The sequence below is a fragment of the Paenibacillus oceani genome (assembly GCF_014705615.1).
Lineage (GTDB): Bacteria > Bacillota > Bacilli > Paenibacillales > NBRC-103111 > Paenibacillus_AB > Paenibacillus_AB oceani.
The window spans coordinates 36,803-53,285 of the sequence record NZ_JACXJA010000050.1; the positions used below are offsets into that span (position 1 = coordinate 36,803).

Annotated in this window: 13 protein-coding genes; 8 read left to right on the forward strand and 5 right to left on the reverse strand. The window is 53.2% G+C overall.

What is annotated here, in order from left to right:
* Positions 1-49: 49 nt before the first annotated feature.
* Positions 50-1,645, forward strand: coding sequence for a glycosyl hydrolase family 28 protein (locus IDH45_RS28720; protein WP_190931597.1), 1,596 nt, complete (start codon positions 50-52; stop codon positions 1,643-1,645).
* 252 nt (positions 1,646-1,897) lie between these two features.
* Here IDH45_RS28720 and IDH45_RS28725 read toward each other — a convergent pair whose 3' ends face one another.
* On the reverse strand, positions 1,898-3,304 hold the full coding sequence (locus tag IDH45_RS28725) for a hypothetical protein (RefSeq protein WP_190931598.1): 1,407 nt from the start codon (positions 3,302-3,304) through the stop codon (positions 1,898-1,900).
* Between the two features lie 261 nt (positions 3,305-3,565).
* The gene (locus IDH45_RS28730; protein ID WP_190931599.1) at positions 3,566-4,864 is read right to left on the reverse strand and encodes an ABC transporter substrate-binding protein; all 1,299 of its coding nucleotides are present in this window, start codon (positions 4,862-4,864) and stop codon (positions 3,566-3,568) included.
* Positions 4,865-5,076: 212 nt separating this feature from the next.
* Here IDH45_RS28730 and IDH45_RS28735 point away from each other — a divergent pair, with 212 nt between their 5' ends.
* The 6 genes from IDH45_RS28735 to IDH45_RS28760 all read left to right on the forward strand — a co-directional run bounded on the left by IDH45_RS28735 (position 5,077) and on the right by IDH45_RS28760 (position 12,220).
* Positions 5,077-5,928 (forward strand): AraC family transcriptional regulator, encoded by an 852-nt coding sequence (locus IDH45_RS28735; RefSeq protein ID WP_190931600.1) that lies wholly within the window; start codon positions 5,077-5,079, stop codon positions 5,926-5,928.
* A gap of 374 nt (positions 5,929-6,302) precedes the next feature.
* The gene (locus tag IDH45_RS28740) at positions 6,303-7,241 is read left to right on the forward strand and encodes a metallophosphoesterase (RefSeq protein WP_190931601.1); all 939 of its coding nucleotides are present in this window, start codon (positions 6,303-6,305) and stop codon (positions 7,239-7,241) included.
* Positions 7,242-7,261: 20 nt separating this feature from the next.
* On the forward strand, positions 7,262-7,852 hold the full coding sequence (locus IDH45_RS28745; RefSeq protein WP_190931602.1) for a hypothetical protein: 591 nt from the start codon (positions 7,262-7,264) through the stop codon (positions 7,850-7,852).
* 187 nt (positions 7,853-8,039) lie between these two features.
* On the forward strand, positions 8,040-8,768 hold the full coding sequence (locus IDH45_RS28750; protein ID WP_190931603.1) for a polysaccharide deacetylase family protein: 729 nt from the start codon (positions 8,040-8,042) through the stop codon (positions 8,766-8,768).
* Positions 8,769-8,956: 188 nt separating this feature from the next.
* Positions 8,957-10,396, forward strand: a complete 1,440-nt coding sequence (locus tag IDH45_RS28755; RefSeq protein ID WP_223837057.1) for a cobyrinate a,c-diamide synthase — start codon at positions 8,957-8,959, stop codon at positions 10,394-10,396.
* Between the two features lie 615 nt (positions 10,397-11,011).
* A complete protein-coding gene (locus IDH45_RS28760; protein ID WP_190931604.1) occupies positions 11,012-12,220 on the forward strand; it encodes an aspartate aminotransferase family protein in 1,209 nt (402 codons plus the stop codon).
* A 63-nt stretch (positions 12,221-12,283) separates the two neighbouring features.
* Here IDH45_RS28760 and spoVB read toward each other — a convergent pair whose 3' ends face one another.
* Positions 12,284-13,846: a stage V sporulation protein B gene (gene spoVB, locus IDH45_RS28765; RefSeq protein ID WP_190931605.1), complete on the reverse strand. Its 1,563-nt coding sequence runs from the start codon at positions 13,844-13,846 to the stop codon at positions 12,284-12,286.
* 275 nt (positions 13,847-14,121) lie between these two features.
* Here spoVB and IDH45_RS28770 point away from each other — a divergent pair, with 275 nt between their 5' ends.
* Positions 14,122-15,309 carry a hypothetical protein gene (locus IDH45_RS28770; RefSeq protein WP_190931606.1) on the forward strand — a complete coding sequence of 396 codons (1,188 nt, stop codon included), beginning with the start codon at positions 14,122-14,124 and terminating at the stop codon, positions 15,307-15,309.
* 158 nt (positions 15,310-15,467) lie between these two features.
* Here the strand turns inward: IDH45_RS28770 and IDH45_RS28775 are convergent, their stop codons facing one another.
* Positions 15,468-15,935 carry a type II toxin-antitoxin system VapC family toxin gene (locus tag IDH45_RS28775; RefSeq protein ID WP_190931607.1) on the reverse strand — a complete coding sequence of 156 codons (468 nt, stop codon included), beginning with the start codon at positions 15,933-15,935 and terminating at the stop codon, positions 15,468-15,470.
* Entirely contained in the window at positions 15,922-16,284 is a 363-nt protein-coding gene (locus tag IDH45_RS28780; RefSeq protein ID WP_190931608.1) for a hypothetical protein, read from the reverse strand. The genes IDH45_RS28775 and IDH45_RS28780 overlap by 14 nt, the downstream gene beginning before the upstream one ends.
* Between the last annotated feature and the right edge of the window lie 199 nt (positions 16,285-16,483).

Sequence of the window (16,483 nt, forward strand, 5' to 3'; positions counted from 1 at the left end):
CCATAATGACAGTGAAATTTACTCTTCATACATGGAAAGGATTGATTTCATGAGAATCGAAAACGCTTTAATACGTGCGCTGGCCGTAACAGTCGTATTACTACTGTTTGTGAGCGTTCCTGCATGGGCAGACAAGACTGCCGCTACTGGATCTGTGATTGTTTACGATGATATTGTTGGCATGACACACAGCACCGATTACACACTAACGGTTGACAGCATTCCCATCACGGTGGAGGCCTTTCAGGATGTACACATTGCCCGATTTGCCTTTTCAGGCAGCGTCGATATCGCAATAACCGTTGATGACCCAATCATAGACTTCAATATTAGTCCTCACAGCTTGTCGCTGACAGGAACAGCAACTGCCAACCAGTTAACCTTCACACTTACGGAACCAAGCAAACTGATTGTGACGATCAACGACGGTGACAAATTGTTTCTCTTTGCCGATCCACCTGAATCTAGTCCGCCCACCTTGTGCAGCCCCGATGTTATCAATATTATGGACTATGATGTCGATGCCACCGGAACTGTGAATGAACAGGCCAAGATTCAACAAGCGCTTAACGATGTAGCCGCGCTAAGTAATGGAGGAGTGCTGTATTTTCCAAGCGGGACCTATAAAACAGGCACCCTCATCGTCGGCAGCAACACCCATATTTATCTGGAAAGCGGTGCATTGATTCAAGGATCTTACTGGGAGAGCGGTACTTACACAGACAAACTGCCGCTTAGCGGTGGTCAACAGACGACAGTGTCCGGACTGTTGTCAATCATTGAGGAAGCGCATGTGACAATCAGCGGTCGAGGGATCATTGATGCAGATGGCAAGAACCATCGTGCAGCCAGCGTGGGCGGCGGACGGCTCATTTTTGCTGTTCAAAGTGAGCACATTCATATTGAGGATATTATGATACGAGATTCCATTTCATGGAACACACATGTTTACCACTCCGATCATATTTCAATTGAAAATGTAAAGGTAGTGAATAGTCCTGACAATCTGACCACAGACGGCATTGATATTGACAACTCCCGCGATGTGATGGTGGATCGCGTATTTGTCTACACTGGAGATGATTCGGTTGTGATCAAATCAGGTCGATGGTACATCCTCCCCCGTATTCCTAACCGGGATGTGTATAACGTGACAGTGCAAAACTCCGTGCTTTGGTCAAAAGCAGCCGGTGGTATGAAGGTGGGGACGGAAACAGAAGCAACATCAATGCAGGGCATCCGATTTGAAAATAATGACATCATTTATGCGGATATTCCCCTGGGATTATTTGTTCATGATGGAACCACCCTTTCGGATGTAACGGTCATCGATACCCGTGTAGAAGAGATTAACCCCGTGCAGTTCTATTCCCACAGCAAGCGTCAAATGTTCTATTTCCAAATCAGAAAAAGGAGCGAAAATTCTCCGGCAGGTATCATCCGTGACATTTATATCGAAAACTTTCAATCGGCTAATTATGGCACAGGCAATGCTTATTTTATGGGGTTTGACAATACCCATCGCGTTTCCGACATTACATTTAAGGATTTGACGATAGAAGGCATCCCTCGCACAAGCTTGATCGACGCCCGCATCAACACGAATGCATTCGTCGACAACGTTGTGTTTCTTGTATCCGATTGATCGGTTTTACGCTTTATCACATAAATGAACCGTAATAATATATGGCATTTCGCTCCGATAGCCACGCGTGGCAGTGAAGCGGAATGCCTTTTTGTTTTGATGGGTGCAGGTACTTACAAATTGAATAAATAACCTTCCAAACCACAATAAAGTGGGATTGGAAGGTTCGCTTTAGTTCAAATTCAGATTAAGCATGGGAGAAGCTGACTATGGAAGACTTTTTCCTAATGATAATGACTGAAACCTTTGATTTTAGTATGTATCGTTTTGAAATACGTTGCTCGACATCACATGTTTGAAATGCATGCTTCCTCCAGACCTGACGATAAAATCGTCTCCTGACCCATAGGATACGCATCCGTCCAACCACATTTCCCCATCCGTCATGAAATCTGCGTTTCTCGTTTCAAGTATGGATGTCGATCCATAGGCCGCACTTCCGATAATCCACGATTTGCTTCCGTTGATGTCAGCAATATTGTAGCCTTCGTTGCCGTAATACAATCCGTTTACTCGAATTATGATGCCGCCGTCATGCTGTGTGCTTCCGTTATTAATACTGTCCTTGTCTCCATCAATACCGTTATGCCGACCGATGCAATTCACTTCCAGCACTCGTGGCACAATGTCATTTTTAACGTGGTAGTTAAATCCGTCTTTATGATTTCTCGAAGCGATACAATTTTGCAGAAAAACCTCGCTTGCACCGCGAATGGACAAGCCATTGCTGCCAGCTGAGCTTGAATAACGGAAAGCACAATCCTTAAAATAAACGCGAATATCGTCGGAGGCGGTTTGGTTCGTCACGACAAATGGAGAGCCTCCGTGGAATTCGATCCCTTCAATATAGGCTGTAATGTTGTTATTAATCAGACCGTTAATGCCCCCGCCATATGCCCGTACGTCTTCGTCAGGCGTTCGGTCGTCTTCCAAGCGAAGCCATATCGTAGATCCGTCCGAATACCAGCTGCCAGGAGTCTGAGCGACTTCGGCAGGACTTTCTGTGCCGCTGAGTTTCCGACCATCTCCATACTCGTCTCGCAATCCTAGATCATAGACTGCTTCAATACCTGCATGGCTAGTGGCTCGATACACATGAGTGTAGGCTGCATCCAACGTCAAATCCAACTCAACGTGAGCCGATGAAATAACTTTCCCTTTATAGGTAGGCTTAATCACAATATCGCGTGTGGGGCTTACCCTGTTAAAACCTTTGTTCTTTGGATACAAGCCGGGTGCAATATACAGAATATCCACATCAGGCTGCTGCAATCCCTTATGAATGGACTGAAATGCCGTTGCCGCGGTCAATCCGTCGTTTAGATCATTTCCTGTATGAATATCCACATAATATGTCATCTTATCTGGAGTTGCAGGAGGTGCGAAGCTTTCGATATTAAAATCTGCAGTATAGCCGCCAAAAGGCTGTTTGGTCAATACAATCTCCGGCATCCACGGGAAATCAGACGGTTTGGCAATCACACCTGGTTCGCGATAATTACTCAGTATGGAAGCGCTTCCTTCCGCTGGCTGCTTCATCATTTGCTGCACCTCTCCAGTCTGTTCTGCGTCTCTATTTCCAGTATTTGTACAAGCGACTGACAAGAGGAACAAGCTCATAACTACGAGTATTAATACATTCTTCTTCAAAGCTTTCACCCTTTCTAACTTCTGACCGTTCCAGAATATCATTTGCCCAAGAATCAGGAAGCCCACTCGACATCGAATATTGAAATCAGCCGGAACTTCCGAAGCTCACGTAGCTTTCACTACACTTCGCTCTTCATTTCCTAGATTCATCCAATTCTTCTCGGTGCAGATAAGCGGACTTTATTGAACACGCACTTATAAGATTTGGCGTTGATACTCTTAATAAGATACAGAGATGCCCCGTTTCCAGGGCATCCATGTTGTACTTGCTCACTGTTGAGACAACGCTTCGATTCGTTGATTAACCTCTTCCTCTGCCGTACGGAGCGCTGTGTTCACATCGTAGTCACCGCGCAAGAAGTTGCGGTAATGCGTCCGGATGATGCGCTCCGCATCCACATTATATACACTGAAAGCCGGCGTCTCGGCGTTCACACTTCGGAATACCCCGCTGAAGTTTTTGCCCTTCAAGTAGTGGACGTCAGCTCCGAATTGCTCCTGAAAGACCGAATCACTTAACGGTGAGAAATTGGCGATCTGACGTACTGCTATTTTCTGTACCTCATTGGACGTAAACAGCTCTATCACACGAGCCGCATCTTCTTTGTGCTTAGTGGTCGATGTCATGCCAATAACGTGCGCATCCACCGTGCTGTATACGTTCGGCTTGTCCGCCGTGCTCGGAAACTGAACGACGTCCCAGTTCAGCCCTGTCTCAGTCGGCTCCTTCAATAACGGTGCCAGATTGACTCCTGCATACATGGCCACATTGCGATCCTTCATGAACCGGTTATGTCCGCCACTATTCACGTCGTTAAAATTCGCTGGCTCGTTATTTGGTATCGAGTAAATTTCCTGTGCTAAGCGAAAAACATCCTGCCACACCGGCGTATTCACCGACGCACGTTTTGTCGCGGCATCAACTGGAAGCACGGATCGCTGGTAGGCCAGTTGGAAAACATGGTTGGGGTCAAGTCCGCGATACGTCCTTCCCCCTTCGTGACGGCTAACCTCACGTCCTTTATCCATAACTTCTTTCCACGTCATGCCATCCACTGGATAATCGACCCCGAACAAATCGAAAATATCCCGATTGTAGTAAATAGCATTAAAATTCAAATTGTACGGGAGCGCATATACTTCATCTGCAGGTGCGAGTGCACGCAGTGCTTCCATTACTTGTGGCTTGAATCGGTTCACATCGACGCCCAGACGTTTAGCGTATGGTGTAAAGTCCTCAGTTACGCCCAGTTGCGCATACTCACCCAGCAGTACACTGGCAACGGTGTACAAGTCAGGCGTATCGCCCGACGCGATTAAATCGGGCATATGCGGACCAGCTGAGCCCTGCCGATTTACGATATGAAGTGTAATGTGCGGGTATTTCTTACGCAATGGGTCCAGCATGAGGGTCTGCCATTGCTCATCGGACAGCGGCATTTGAGCATACAACGTAAGTTCAACTGGCTGCTGCTCAAGTTCAGTTGATACATCCTCGCCTGAAGAACATGCAGCCAAACTCTGAGCAAGGAGAGTGAGAGCAATCAGTTTCGAGCATTGTTTAATCATGATATCTCCTACCTTTCAATGAATTACTTATAATGCTATATTAGTATTATGATGTGTACGGGTTGACGGCTGCTATAATATTTTTGCGACAGACAGTCCCTACTTCTATCATTTTTGCAATATTGCTGCGGACATCTTGCAACACTTCCAACGGACCGACCGAATTTGTCTCGAAATTTGAGAGCGGTACCATTATAAAAGGGTGTGAACGTATGCAGCCTTCCCCGTACTTGATACACAAATGGAAAACCAAAAAACATCATGAGATGCCCGGCCTGCATCTCCATCCTCACTACGAAATTTATTACTTGCTGAGCGGTTGCAAGCAATATTTTATAAATGGTCGCTCCTACAAGTTAAACCAAGGTGACATCATATTCGTCAACCGCTTCGAACTTCACCAGACGAACAATATTCAATCCGATACGGATCGCATTCTGATTTATTTTCAGGAATGTTTTGTGAGGCCCGCACTTGCAGCGCAGTCCTATGAAGTACTGTCTATTCTGTTCCAATCACAGCATTGCGTGCTCTCACTAAATGTTGAGCAGCAGGCGGTCGTGGAGCAATTGCTCTACGCCATGCTTCGGGAACAAAAAGAAAAACCGCCTGGTCATGAACTCGTCATTCAATCGATGCTCATCCAAATGATGGTCTACGTGAGCCGGTTGATCGTTCTATACCGGAAATCACAGTCCAATGACGAGGTTTCACAACCGTTTGATCCGAATTTTGAACGCGTTTCCTCCATTCTGACCTACATTAACGAGCATTATCGGGAGAACATCACCTTGGATCTGCTGACACAACAGTTTTTTCTCAGTCCGTATTACATCAGCCGCATGTTTCATAAGTTAACGGGCTATTCTGTCGTACAATACGTGAACCGTGTCCGCATCACACAGGCACAGCGTCAGTTGCGGGAATCTAATGACAAAATTACCGATATTTGCACCCAAATCGGATATTCCAACTCCACCCACTTCGGCACCATGTTCCGTAAATACACCGGTACAACGCCTTCTGAATATCGGAGCCGTTATCGGGAACCGTCTAATTTGTAACGGTTGGACGACCCCGGATCAAACGACAAAGAGCCTCCCCTGAAAAATGCGGGAAGGTTTTTTGTTTGTTTTAAAGGGCATAGTCTTAACATATCGAAAACAAGGCGATCGATCGAGTCTTTCAGATTGGGACAAACGATGGAATATAAGATCATGTAAACGCTTTTGGCGGGATTGACAACATTTTCACGGCTATGCTATAACTAGTACGATGTCGGGCCTTACTAACCGAATAGGCAGTACCGTTTAGGGTGGAGTCAGGAGAGAAAACTCTAAATAGTAGACAGCTTGCCGAGCTGTTTATTATTTGGCTTCTCTCTTTTTTGTTTCACGGAAGCAGTCAAGCGACAATAAAAATGTAGAGGTGACGCACATTGGCGGACAACAGACGGGAATTTTCGATCGTCATTATTCCGGATACGCAAATACTGGCGGCGAAATATCCTTCTATCTACCCCGTGAAGGCGCAGTGGATTGTAGACAACGCAGCCGATTTGAACGTGCAAATCATACTCCATCTAGGGGATGTCGTAGATGACGGTGCGGACGACGAAGAACAGTTCCGGATCGCTGCGCAGGCGTTCGAGAAGTTCGATCAGGCCGGAATTCCGTTCCTGGCGACTCCCGGCAACCATGACTACGATAACCAATTGAAGACGGACCGGAGTCTGACGATGTTCAACCGCTATTTTGGAACGCACCGCTACGCGAACCGTCCGTGGTTCAAGGGCACTTATGAAGAGGGGAAAATCGAAAACAGCTATGCCGTGCTGGAGATCGAAGGCGAGCCGTATTTGTTTCTGTCGCTGGAATTCGGGGCCAGGGACGAAGTGCTGGCCTGGGCCGACAGTTTGATGGAGGCGCACAGCTCCCATAAAGTTATCATCATTACGCATACTTACATGTACCAGCACGGGGAGAGAACGAAGCCCGGCGATAACCATAACCCGAAGCTGTACAAGGGCGCAGCCGGAGCGAATGACGGAGAGGATATGTGGCAGAAGTCGTTCCGCAAGCACGGCAATCTGATCGCGGTGTTTTCCGGCCATCACGACCGGGAACTGGTCAGCTACCGGACCGATTTCGGCGACTGCGGCAACCCGGTATTCCAGTCTTTTCAGAACTGGCAGTGCACGGACAACGGGGGAGAAGGGCGCATCCGGATTTTGAAAATGAAGCCGTCCGACTTCCCCTCTTTCAGCCTGGACGTGTACAATCCGCATACCGGATCGTATGAGACGAATCCGGGGTACTCCGTCGAGGTGCCGCTGAAGCGGGAAGACGCTGTGCTGAATATTCGGCATCCGCGCTAGGAAGGGGCTTTGAACCGGCTATGAACGAGAAACGATTCCGCAACGGACGATATGCTGTCCGCTTGCTGCTGGCGGTTTGTATCGCGCTGCCTGCAGGGGCCTGCTCCGTCGGTACGGATAACGCTGGCCGTTCTGCGGTCTCGCAAGTAGTGTCTGCGGAAGAGAGCGGCCCGGCAGTTGCAAGTGTGCCGGTACAATACGAGCAGCTTCAATACAGGAAATACTCCGAAACGTATGGCTGGAAAGCGGCCGGTTCGGCGGCGGAATCCGGCCGGGATGTGCCGGACCGGTACGAGCTGTACCGGCAGGCGGTTCCCGGAGGTTTTCTCGTCAGCGAAAATGAGGACGATTATTATATCTGTGTAAGCATCGGCAAGAAAGCGTCCGCTAACGAAGGATTTCGGGTGGAAAAGGTAACCGTCTCCGGCGGCGGAGACGGCCAGGCTCCTCCCGCTCGTCCGTTTCTGACGATTTCGGTCCGGCCAACGGATGACGACCCGGTTCCCGAGGGGATGAAGGGTGAGGCGTTCGTCACTTCGCTGCTCCGCATCCCCAAACAACAGCTGCCGTCCGGCACAGTGATCCGGGATATCCTCATGGTCGAATCGTAACCGCCGGCCGGTACGTGAGACAGACGACCGATAACGTCCGCATATTTCTCCACCTCAACTCCTTATTGGAATCGGCTGATTCCGGTAAGGAGTTTTTGGTTGGGCCGGCTCTGATCCGGTTGGCGCTTATGGCCGATTGGGGTATAGTAGGGAGGAATAAATAATATTTCTCCATGGAGGATTATTTATGGAAACAAACTACATGCTCCCTATTGAGGGCGTATCGGATCATATGACGGATGAGGCGCGGGAGAGACTGCTCAATTGGCGCCTCCGCGCCGCGGAGCTGGCGGCGGTGAGCCGGGAACGCGTATATTTGAACGGCCCCGATGTCCGTCAAGTTGCGCTGACGTTTGACGACGGCCCTGATGAGCGGATTACGCCGATGATTGCAGATACGTTAACCGAACACGGTGTAAAAGGGAACTTTTTTTTCGTCGGCAGCAAGGTGGAGCAGTACCCGGACATCGTGCGGCGAATCTATAAGGCCGGTCATCTGATACTCGGCCACAGCTACGCCCATGACCGTCTGACGACATTAACGGATACGGAGCTTGCGGACAATTTCAACCGGACGCAGGCTGCGATCCGTTGCGTCATTGGCGCGGAGCCGGCGATGTTCCGCCCACCGTTCGGCGATGCTGACGAACGGGTCGTACGCTGGGCGGACCGGGCGGGATGCGCCACCATCCTCTGGTCGCTCGATACGCTCGATTGGTCGCAGAAGGAAGCGGACCACATCCGGCGGAACGTGGACACTTTCGTGCGCAGCGGCGAGATCGTGCTGATGCACTCCGGTCCCGGATGTTTCGAGACGGCGAAGGCGCTGCCGGAGATGATCCGCGATTTGCAGCGGAGACGGCTTGAGATCGTGAGCCTTAGTGAGCTGCTGCCTATTCCGGCTTACCTCGGCTAGTTCGATCGGCCGAAGTTATGCAGCTTCCCGCCTGCGGGCCCGGCGGGAATTGTCTGATTGCAGCGAAGCTTGTCAATAGGTCTTTTTTGATGATAGTCTAGCTTCATGTACTACATAATCGCGGAAGCGCTGGAAAAAGTGCAAGCAAAAGTCGGGCCATGTAACGATTTCTGTAGGAGTGATATAGCATGAATAAAGCGATGGCAAAGAGGGAGCAGCCGGCTGCTCCGCGGCGGATCGTAATCGCCGGCACGGGGAGCGGCGCGGGCAAGACGACGCTGACGATCGGCATCATGGCGGCGCTGCAGGCGAGAGGGCTGGTCGTGCAGGGCTTCAAGTGCGGCCCGGATTATATCGATCCGACGTACCATACGGCGGTGACGGGCAGGCCGTCGCGCAATCTCGACAGCTGGATGGTCGGGACGGAAGCGGTCAAGGAAATATTCGTCCGGGCAAGCGAGGGGGCGGACATATCCGTCATCGAAGGCGTCATGGGGATGTACGACGGCAAAAGCCCGCTGTCCGATGAAGGAAGCACCGCCCATATCAGCGGGCTGCTCGAGGCTCCGGTGCTGCTGGTGGTTAACGTGCAGAGCATGGCCCGCAGCGCGGCGGCCATCGTGAAAGGCTTTCAATGCCTATCCCCCGGCTCGCGCATCGTCGGCGTCATCGCCAATAAAGCGGGCAGCGAAGGGCATTACCGGATCGTGAAGGAAGCGATCGAGCAGGAATGCGGCGTTCCGGTGATCGGCTATTTGAAGCGGGAAGAGCAGATCGAAATTCCGGAGCGCCATCTCGGACTCGTGCCTTCGGTGGAACGCGGGGAGCTGGACCCGTTTTTTGCGAAACTCGGAGAGCTCATAGCCGGACATCTCGATCTCGACCGGCTGCTGCAGTTGGCCGAAAGCGCTCCGGTCGCGTGCGAACCGGTTCTGTTCAAGCCAAGCACCGCCATAATACGCACCCGGCGCGTCCGAATTGCGGTCGCCAAAGATCCGGCGTTTCATTTCTACTACCCGGAAAATCTCGGGCTGATCGAGCATTACGGCGGCGAGATCGTTCCTTTTTCACCGCTTGCGGGAGAGAAAGTGCCGGACGACGCTGACGGGTTATATATCGGGGGAGGTTTCCCCGAGGAGTTCGCGGAGCGGCTGGCCGGGCTGGAGGACGTAAAAGCTTCGGTCCGGGAGAGGGTGCAGGCCGGGCTTCCGACTTTGGCCGAGTGCGGCGGCTTTATGTATTTGACGGAGGCGATTGTCGACCGCCAGGGGAACGAATACCCGATGGTCGGCCTTATTCCGGGTAAGGTAAGGATGCAGGCGAAGCTGGCGGCGCTTGGCTACCGGGACATCACCGGGACGGAGGCGAACTTTATGCTCGGCAGCGGCCAAACCGCGAGGGGACACGAGTTCCACTACTCCGTCTTTGAGCCGGGCGAGCGCGGCGGCGAGGCGACAGAGCAGATTGCCTACGCGTACGAGGTGAAAGGGCGGCTGGGCACGAAGCCGGAAGGTTTTGCGGCAGGCCATCTGGTCGCAGGATATACGCACGTGCATTTCGCCTCCAATCCGGGTATGGTGCTGGGGTGGCTGGAAGCTTGCGAAGCGATGCGAATCGACAAGAAGTGATCGCGGATGGCCGGCCGTTATAGAAACTGCTTAAAAGCCGCCGGTGGTACGCAGTTGCGGTCTTGCGAGGTGGAAACGCACGGTGCGGCAAGGCAGCTTGGATGGTAGACGGTAGGATAGATGGGGAGTTGGCTAGTCTAGGGATTGAGGGTTATCGTTACGAGCTTCGCTGCCTGTTGGTGGCGGGGCTTTTTTTGTGTCCAGAAATTATTTGCTTGTCCAATTGCTAGCGGAAGTTTAACTTCCTTTAATCCGATAATCCGTCGTTCATTTGGCGGATAGAGGAAGTTTGGTTTCCTTTATTGCAGTAAACAGTGCGGAATCGATGCGGAATCAGCGAAATAAAGGAAGTAAAAGTTCCGGTTCGCGCCCTGGGAAGGCTGAGATCGCCATATAACGGAAATAAGTCTTCCGCTAGAGTTCGAGTGAGCCGATGGACTACTGAAGCCGGGATGCACTGCTGGGGCTTGATCGCCGGATCTTGATTGAACCTGGAGCAGAGAGAACCGCTGGAGGCTGGAACGAACCGTGACGAGGGGTGATCGAGAGAAAATTGGATTGAATAAATATACTTTATTATGTATAATTACGCATTATCTTGGGAGGTGGAAAAGGATGCAAGAAAAAGAGAAGTCCCCGATCACGCAGCATCTGCTTACTGATGCCGGGCATTCGGTATTGTTTACGGCGAAGCGGCCGGAGCTCGTTATGGAGCGCGGGGAAGGGATGTATTTGTGGGATACGGACGGCAACCGGTATTTGGACTTTGTCGGGGGATGGGCGGTTACGTGTCTCGGACACTCGCCGGCCGTGATCCGGGAAGCTTTGGCGCGGCAAGCCTCCACGCTCGTGAATGCGAGTCCGGCTTACTTCAACAAGCCGATGATCGAATTTGCCAAGCAGTTGACCGGACTGTCGGGGCTGGATAAAGCGTTTTTCGCGAGCAGCGGGGCGGAGGCGAACGAGGGGGCGATCAAGCTGGCCCGAAAGCATGGCGCGGTCCGTCTGGACGGCGCTTACGAGATCATTGCGACGACGAACAGCTTCCACGGGCGCACGCTGGCTACGATGTCGGCGACGGGCAAGGCGCATTGGCGGCCGCTGTTCGCTCCGAAGGTGCCCGGCTTCAAGCATGTGCCGCTCAACGATTTCGATGCGCTGCTCGCAGCCGTCGACCGGAACACATGCGCGATCATGCTGGAGCTTGTACAAGGCGAGGGCGGGGTGCATCTGGCGGAAGCGGATTATGTGGCCAAACTGCGGAAGTTATGCGACGAACGCGGGATTATGCTTATTTTTGACGAGATCCAAACCGGAATCGGCCGGACCGGCAAGCTGTTCGCCTGCGAGCATTACGGCATCAAGCCGGATGTGATGACGCTCGGCAAAGGGATCGGCGGAGGCTTCCCGTTATCGGCGCTGCTGGCGGCGAGTTCGTTCGATCTGTTCGAGCCCGGGGATCAGGGAGGAACCTACTCCGGCCAACCGCTAGCGATGGCGGCCGGGCAAGCGGTTGTCGAAGAGGTCGTTCGCCGGCGTCTGCCCGAGCATGCCGAGTGCATGGGCGTTTATATGACCGGGCGGCTGTACGAGCTGGCGCGGCAGTATCCGATCCGGCAAGTCCGGGGCCAAGGATTGCTGCAAGCGTTCGAGCTTGAGCGGGGCGACGGCGCTTCGCTGGTGGAGACGTGCCGGGAGAGCGGACTGCTGATCAACTCGCCGAATCCTTCCACGATCCGGCTGATGCCCCCGCTCATCGTTACGGAGGCTGAGATCGACGAGATGATCGGGCTGCTGTCCAAAGCTATGGACGCGATCGAGTGAGCGCAAGTGGTTGTACGGCGCGTGACGCGGCAGCCTGCATCGGACGGCGGCCTCCGGCCGCGTTTACTTCCTCCACGAGATCGCGCCCCGCATGCCGCCAAAGCGGAACGGTTCTTTCCTTCCGGCTGCTCCCGTCAGCAGCAGCGCCAGGCCGAACACGGCCAGCGACAGGATAATGGAGCCAATCAGACTCCACACCGGCAGGAGGCCTTCGTGCTGCAGGAACGAATAGGCCGACTGTCCGGCGATTGCCATGACGGCCATGCTGATCGCCACCTTCACCATGCGGCGCAGGTCGAAATAAAAGCCGATAATGCTGGAGATGGAGAAAAAGTTAAGCATCGTAATGAAGCAGATCCCGAAATTTAGCCCCAGCACTACCCCGGTAATGCCGTAATTCATGCCGAGAAAATAAATCGCGGTCGCCTTCATAATCGTCGTGGCGATGAAGTTCCACATCGCTGTTGAGGCTTTGCCGAGGCCGAGCAGGACGGCGTGGAGCGGCGCTTCGAAATAATGCAGAAAGAAGATCGGCGCAATGAGCCTGAGCAGCGGCCCGGCCTCCGGTGCGTTATAGATCAAGGTTGTCAGCGGCGTAGCCCATAAGATCAGGATGACGGTGGCGGGAGCGCCGACGAACAGCGCGATGCGCATCGCCTGGTCCATCCGCCGGTGAACGTCCAGCCCTTTGCGCTCCGCCATCGCTTCGCTGACGGCCGGTATGAGCGCGGTGGACAGCGAATGGGTGATAAAGCTCGGGAAGATAAGCAGCGGAAATACATAACCCATCAGCAGGCCGTACTGCTTGGTCGCCAGGGCGGTGCCGAGCCCGAAGAGCATAAGGCTTTTCGTGACGAGCATCGGCTGAAAGGCGCTGTAAATCGATTGAATGAAGCCGAGCCCTGTCGTAGGCAGTCCGATGTGCAGCAGCTCGGCGAGCGTTCGTCTGCCTTTGCGCAGATGCTCGGCGAAAGGCTCGCCGGGATTGCTCCGGTCGCGCTGAAGCCGGTAGTTGGTCAGCAGGATGATCAGTCCGACCGCTTCGCTCGCGACGGAGCCGACCATAGCGCCGGCGGCCGCGTATTCGATGCCGTAAGGCAGCAGCAGATGAACGAGTGCGACGATGCAGGCGATATGGGCCAGATGCTCGCTTACGTCGGAGAAGGCGATCGTTTTCATATTTTGCTTGCCGCGGAAATACCCTTTCAGCACGGCGGAGATCGCGACGATCGGGGCGATCGGCGTAATGGCGAGCATCGCGTAATACGCACGCGGGTCTGTCAGGAAAATGCCGGCGATCAGCTTCGAGCCGAACAGGGCGAGCGCGGTCAAAATAATGCTGAGTGTCCCTGTAACGGCGAGCGACACCGCCAATATCCGTCTTTGCTTCGCCGCATCCCCCCGCACGTCCGCTTCCGCCACCAGCTTCGAGATCGCTACCGGCAAACCGAGCTCAGTCAAGGTGATGACCAGCGGGACGAGCGGATGCGCCATCATCAGCAGTCCGATTCCTTCCGCTCCCAGCATGCGAGCCAAATAAATGCCGCTTATAAACCCGAGCAGTCTCGTAATCAGGGCCGCCCCCGAAAGAATGAACGTCCCCCGGATAAACGATTGTTTCTGCATAAGCCGCCTCTTTCGAAAAATCCGTTTTTATCCATATATATTCGGGCATGGACCCATACATGCGAACAAGCTTCGGTCCGATCCGAACAAGGCCGGATGGAAGCGGGTTTGCAGAAGTTGTGGTGATCCCCGCCGCCAGTAGTTTGGAGTAGTTTTGAAAAATTACAAATTCCGTGAACGATTGTATACCCTCAGGTGTAAAAAAGAAGAGGCATTGTCTAAAGAACGGACGCCTTATTCAGGGTATGATGAAGACATCGATGGGAGGGAAAGAGATGTCGAACTTGTTTCGACTCGCTGCAGCCGGAATCGCCCTATGTCTGGCTTATGTGCTGACGATACGGGGATTGGCCGCGATTCAGAAAGCCGATGCGCCGCCGCCCGGTTTCGCCGTGAACGAAGGCTTCGACACCGGAGAAGGAGAAAGCAAGCCGGACGGAACGGATACCGTTTCACCGATAACCGGCAAGTCCGCCTTAGGTTCCATAACGCCGTCCGACACGGAGCGGTACGATTTCGTCCAATCGCTGCAGGAGCATAACGAGACAGCCGGTCCGCTGTACGCGAGAGTGACCGGGGACCGCAGGATCGAGGTGCTGATCCCGTTTAACGGGGGACGTTACGCCCATTACTCGTTTCTGAAGGACGACCAAGACGATTTTATCAAGCTGCAAAACGGCGCCGTATCCGTGCTTGAACAGGGAAGCATCGTGAAGCTGTTCGACACGCTGCAGCCTTGGAGCAACAAGGAATTTGCCTTCAACGTCTTGCCGGAGGGTGCGGCGCGCAAGGCCGAATGGATACCGGAGCACAGCGGCGTCGGTACGGCGTTCGCCGAATCGCAGCGCATTTCTTTCGACGGTACGGAAATAACCGATTGGACGCCGGGCAAGCCGCTGCAGGCAGTCGGGGCGGTTAAGATCGAGCAGCGGCTGAAGGCGATTTTCCCGGACGATCCGGTACATCCGGTCGCTGATATCGAAAGCTTGTTCACCGCTGACAAGGGCGGGGTGTCGATCCAAGCCAAAATCACTTGGCTGCAAAACGCGACGATCACGGCCGGGTACGGGATGATGTTTCCCGTATTGAGCTCTTTTGCCGGCAAGCTCGTTACCAGTTACGGGAATGTGTACGACGCCACGGCAACCGACGGCAGCGTAACGAATCTGATCGAAGACGACCGTGCGTCCAGTTATGCCTTCGTTCCTACTTCCGGAGGCGGGAACGGAGAATCCGGCGTTATGGTGGCGATGAATGTGGACGATATCGTCAAAACGTTCCGCTACGGGGAGGCGGGCAGAAGAGCGGCCGGCCCGATCGTCTGGCTGCAGCACCGGGACCAAACGATGCAGAAGCTGTATCCGCATGTGTACCACAATCATCCGGTGAAGCCGGGGGATACGTATGAGGTGGCCGGGCGTTTCTTCATCGGCGAAATGCCGCCGGTGTTCACGGCCAGGTAAGTGCGCGGCTCAGATGGCCCGACAGAGGCCGTCGGCCTGATCGGCGAAAAGGACCTCAGCTTCCACGACGCAGTGGAGATTGGGTCCTAACGCTTGGGAGGGGCGTCTCCCGTGTATGCGCACACGTATGGGACGCCTCTGTTTGTTCCAGCTCTTATTCACCAGACGCTTGGCAAAACTTTAATATCGCGGTCCAGCCGGGACAGGAACGAATAGTTCGGGTTAAAGGTGAAGATCCGCCGAATTCGGTAGTGCAGCAGCACGACCGCAGTGAGCGCCTCGTTCAGCGAGAACCGGCAATCTTGATACTCCGTCAGCAGCCGCCTTGCTTCCCGCTCCAGCTCGGGGCCTCCGGGGATGATCGTAAGAATGCCCATCTGTTCGGCTTTGTCCACCGTGTTCAGAAACATTTGCGCATCCGAGAAGTCGAAATGGTTGCGCAGCCACTGATGTGTCTCGAAGACGACGTAGTTGGTCGTGGACAGCGGCCGGTCCAAGTCGTGAAGTTCGTAGAACAGCGAACGGGCTTTCAGATAATAAGGGTCCTCCGGGTTCATAAATGCCATCCAGGCGGACTGATCGAGAAAGACGGAATAGGCCGGGGACGATTGATCATGCGAATTCATCAATCTCCACCTCCGTTTCCGCGTCCCGGCTTTGTCTGCGGCCGGTCAGTCCGTCCAAGGCGAGCAGCGGATTGTTTTCGATCTGCAGCGAATTCACCTTGGCGATCCGCTCTTGTCCTCGAAGCAGCAGTTGCTGCTTCAGCAAGTAATGAACGACGGCGCTAACGGACGTATTCTGGGCTTCGGCGAGCTGCCGGCACTTTTCGTAGTATTCGGGCTGGAGCTCTACGGCTGTGCTCGCATCATCGGGCATTTCCCGGGTGCCGTCCTGATCGTGTCCGATGAACTGATTGGCGGCATCCTTCCATTTTTTTAGCTGATTGTGCATAAAATCTTTCGAGCTGCTCATGAAGTTTCACCTTCCGCTTACTTGGAATAGTCGAATAATGACGACGTTATGTATGTCGATACAGAGTCAATTTCCTAATCAAAATCAATCCCACGAACGAACAAACTGGAGAAACGGGTACGGATCTGTAACGGATTATGAAAGAGACTCTCCAGTCCAGTATATAAAATCCGACAGGCGTCTGCCAGACCTCGATTCG

Excerpts from the sequence above, each read along its gene's own strand:
- IDH45_RS28720 (WP_190931597.1), top strand. The coding sequence starts at position 50 with ATGAGAATCGAAAACGCTTTAATACGTGCGCTGGCCGTAACAGTCGTA.
- IDH45_RS28730 (WP_190931599.1), bottom strand. The coding sequence starts at position 4,864 with ATGATTAAACAATGCTCGAAACTGATTGCTCTCACTCTCCTTGCTCAG.
- IDH45_RS28735 (WP_190931600.1), top strand. The coding sequence starts at position 5,077 with ATGCAGCCTTCCCCGTACTTGATACACAAATGGAAAACCAAAAAACAT.
- IDH45_RS28745 (WP_190931602.1), top strand. The coding sequence starts at position 7,262 with ATGAACGAGAAACGATTCCGCAACGGACGATATGCTGTCCGCTTGCTG.
- IDH45_RS28750 (WP_190931603.1), top strand. The coding sequence starts at position 8,040 with ATGGAAACAAACTACATGCTCCCTATTGAGGGCGTATCGGATCATATG.
- IDH45_RS28755 (WP_223837057.1), top strand. The coding sequence starts at position 8,957 with ATGAATAAAGCGATGGCAAAGAGGGAGCAGCCGGCTGCTCCGCGGCGG.
- IDH45_RS28760 (WP_190931604.1), top strand. The coding sequence starts at position 11,012 with ATGCAAGAAAAAGAGAAGTCCCCGATCACGCAGCATCTGCTTACTGAT.
- spoVB (WP_190931605.1), bottom strand. The coding sequence starts at position 13,846 with ATGCAGAAACAATCGTTTATCCGGGGGACGTTCATTCTTTCGGGGGCG.
- IDH45_RS28770 (WP_190931606.1), top strand. The coding sequence starts at position 14,122 with ATGTCGAACTTGTTTCGACTCGCTGCAGCCGGAATCGCCCTATGTCTG.
- IDH45_RS28775 (WP_190931607.1), bottom strand. The coding sequence starts at position 15,935 with ATGAATTCGCATGATCAATCGTCCCCGGCCTATTCCGTCTTTCTCGAT.
- IDH45_RS28780 (WP_190931608.1), bottom strand. The coding sequence starts at position 16,284 with ATGAGCAGCTCGAAAGATTTTATGCACAATCAGCTAAAAAAATGGAAG.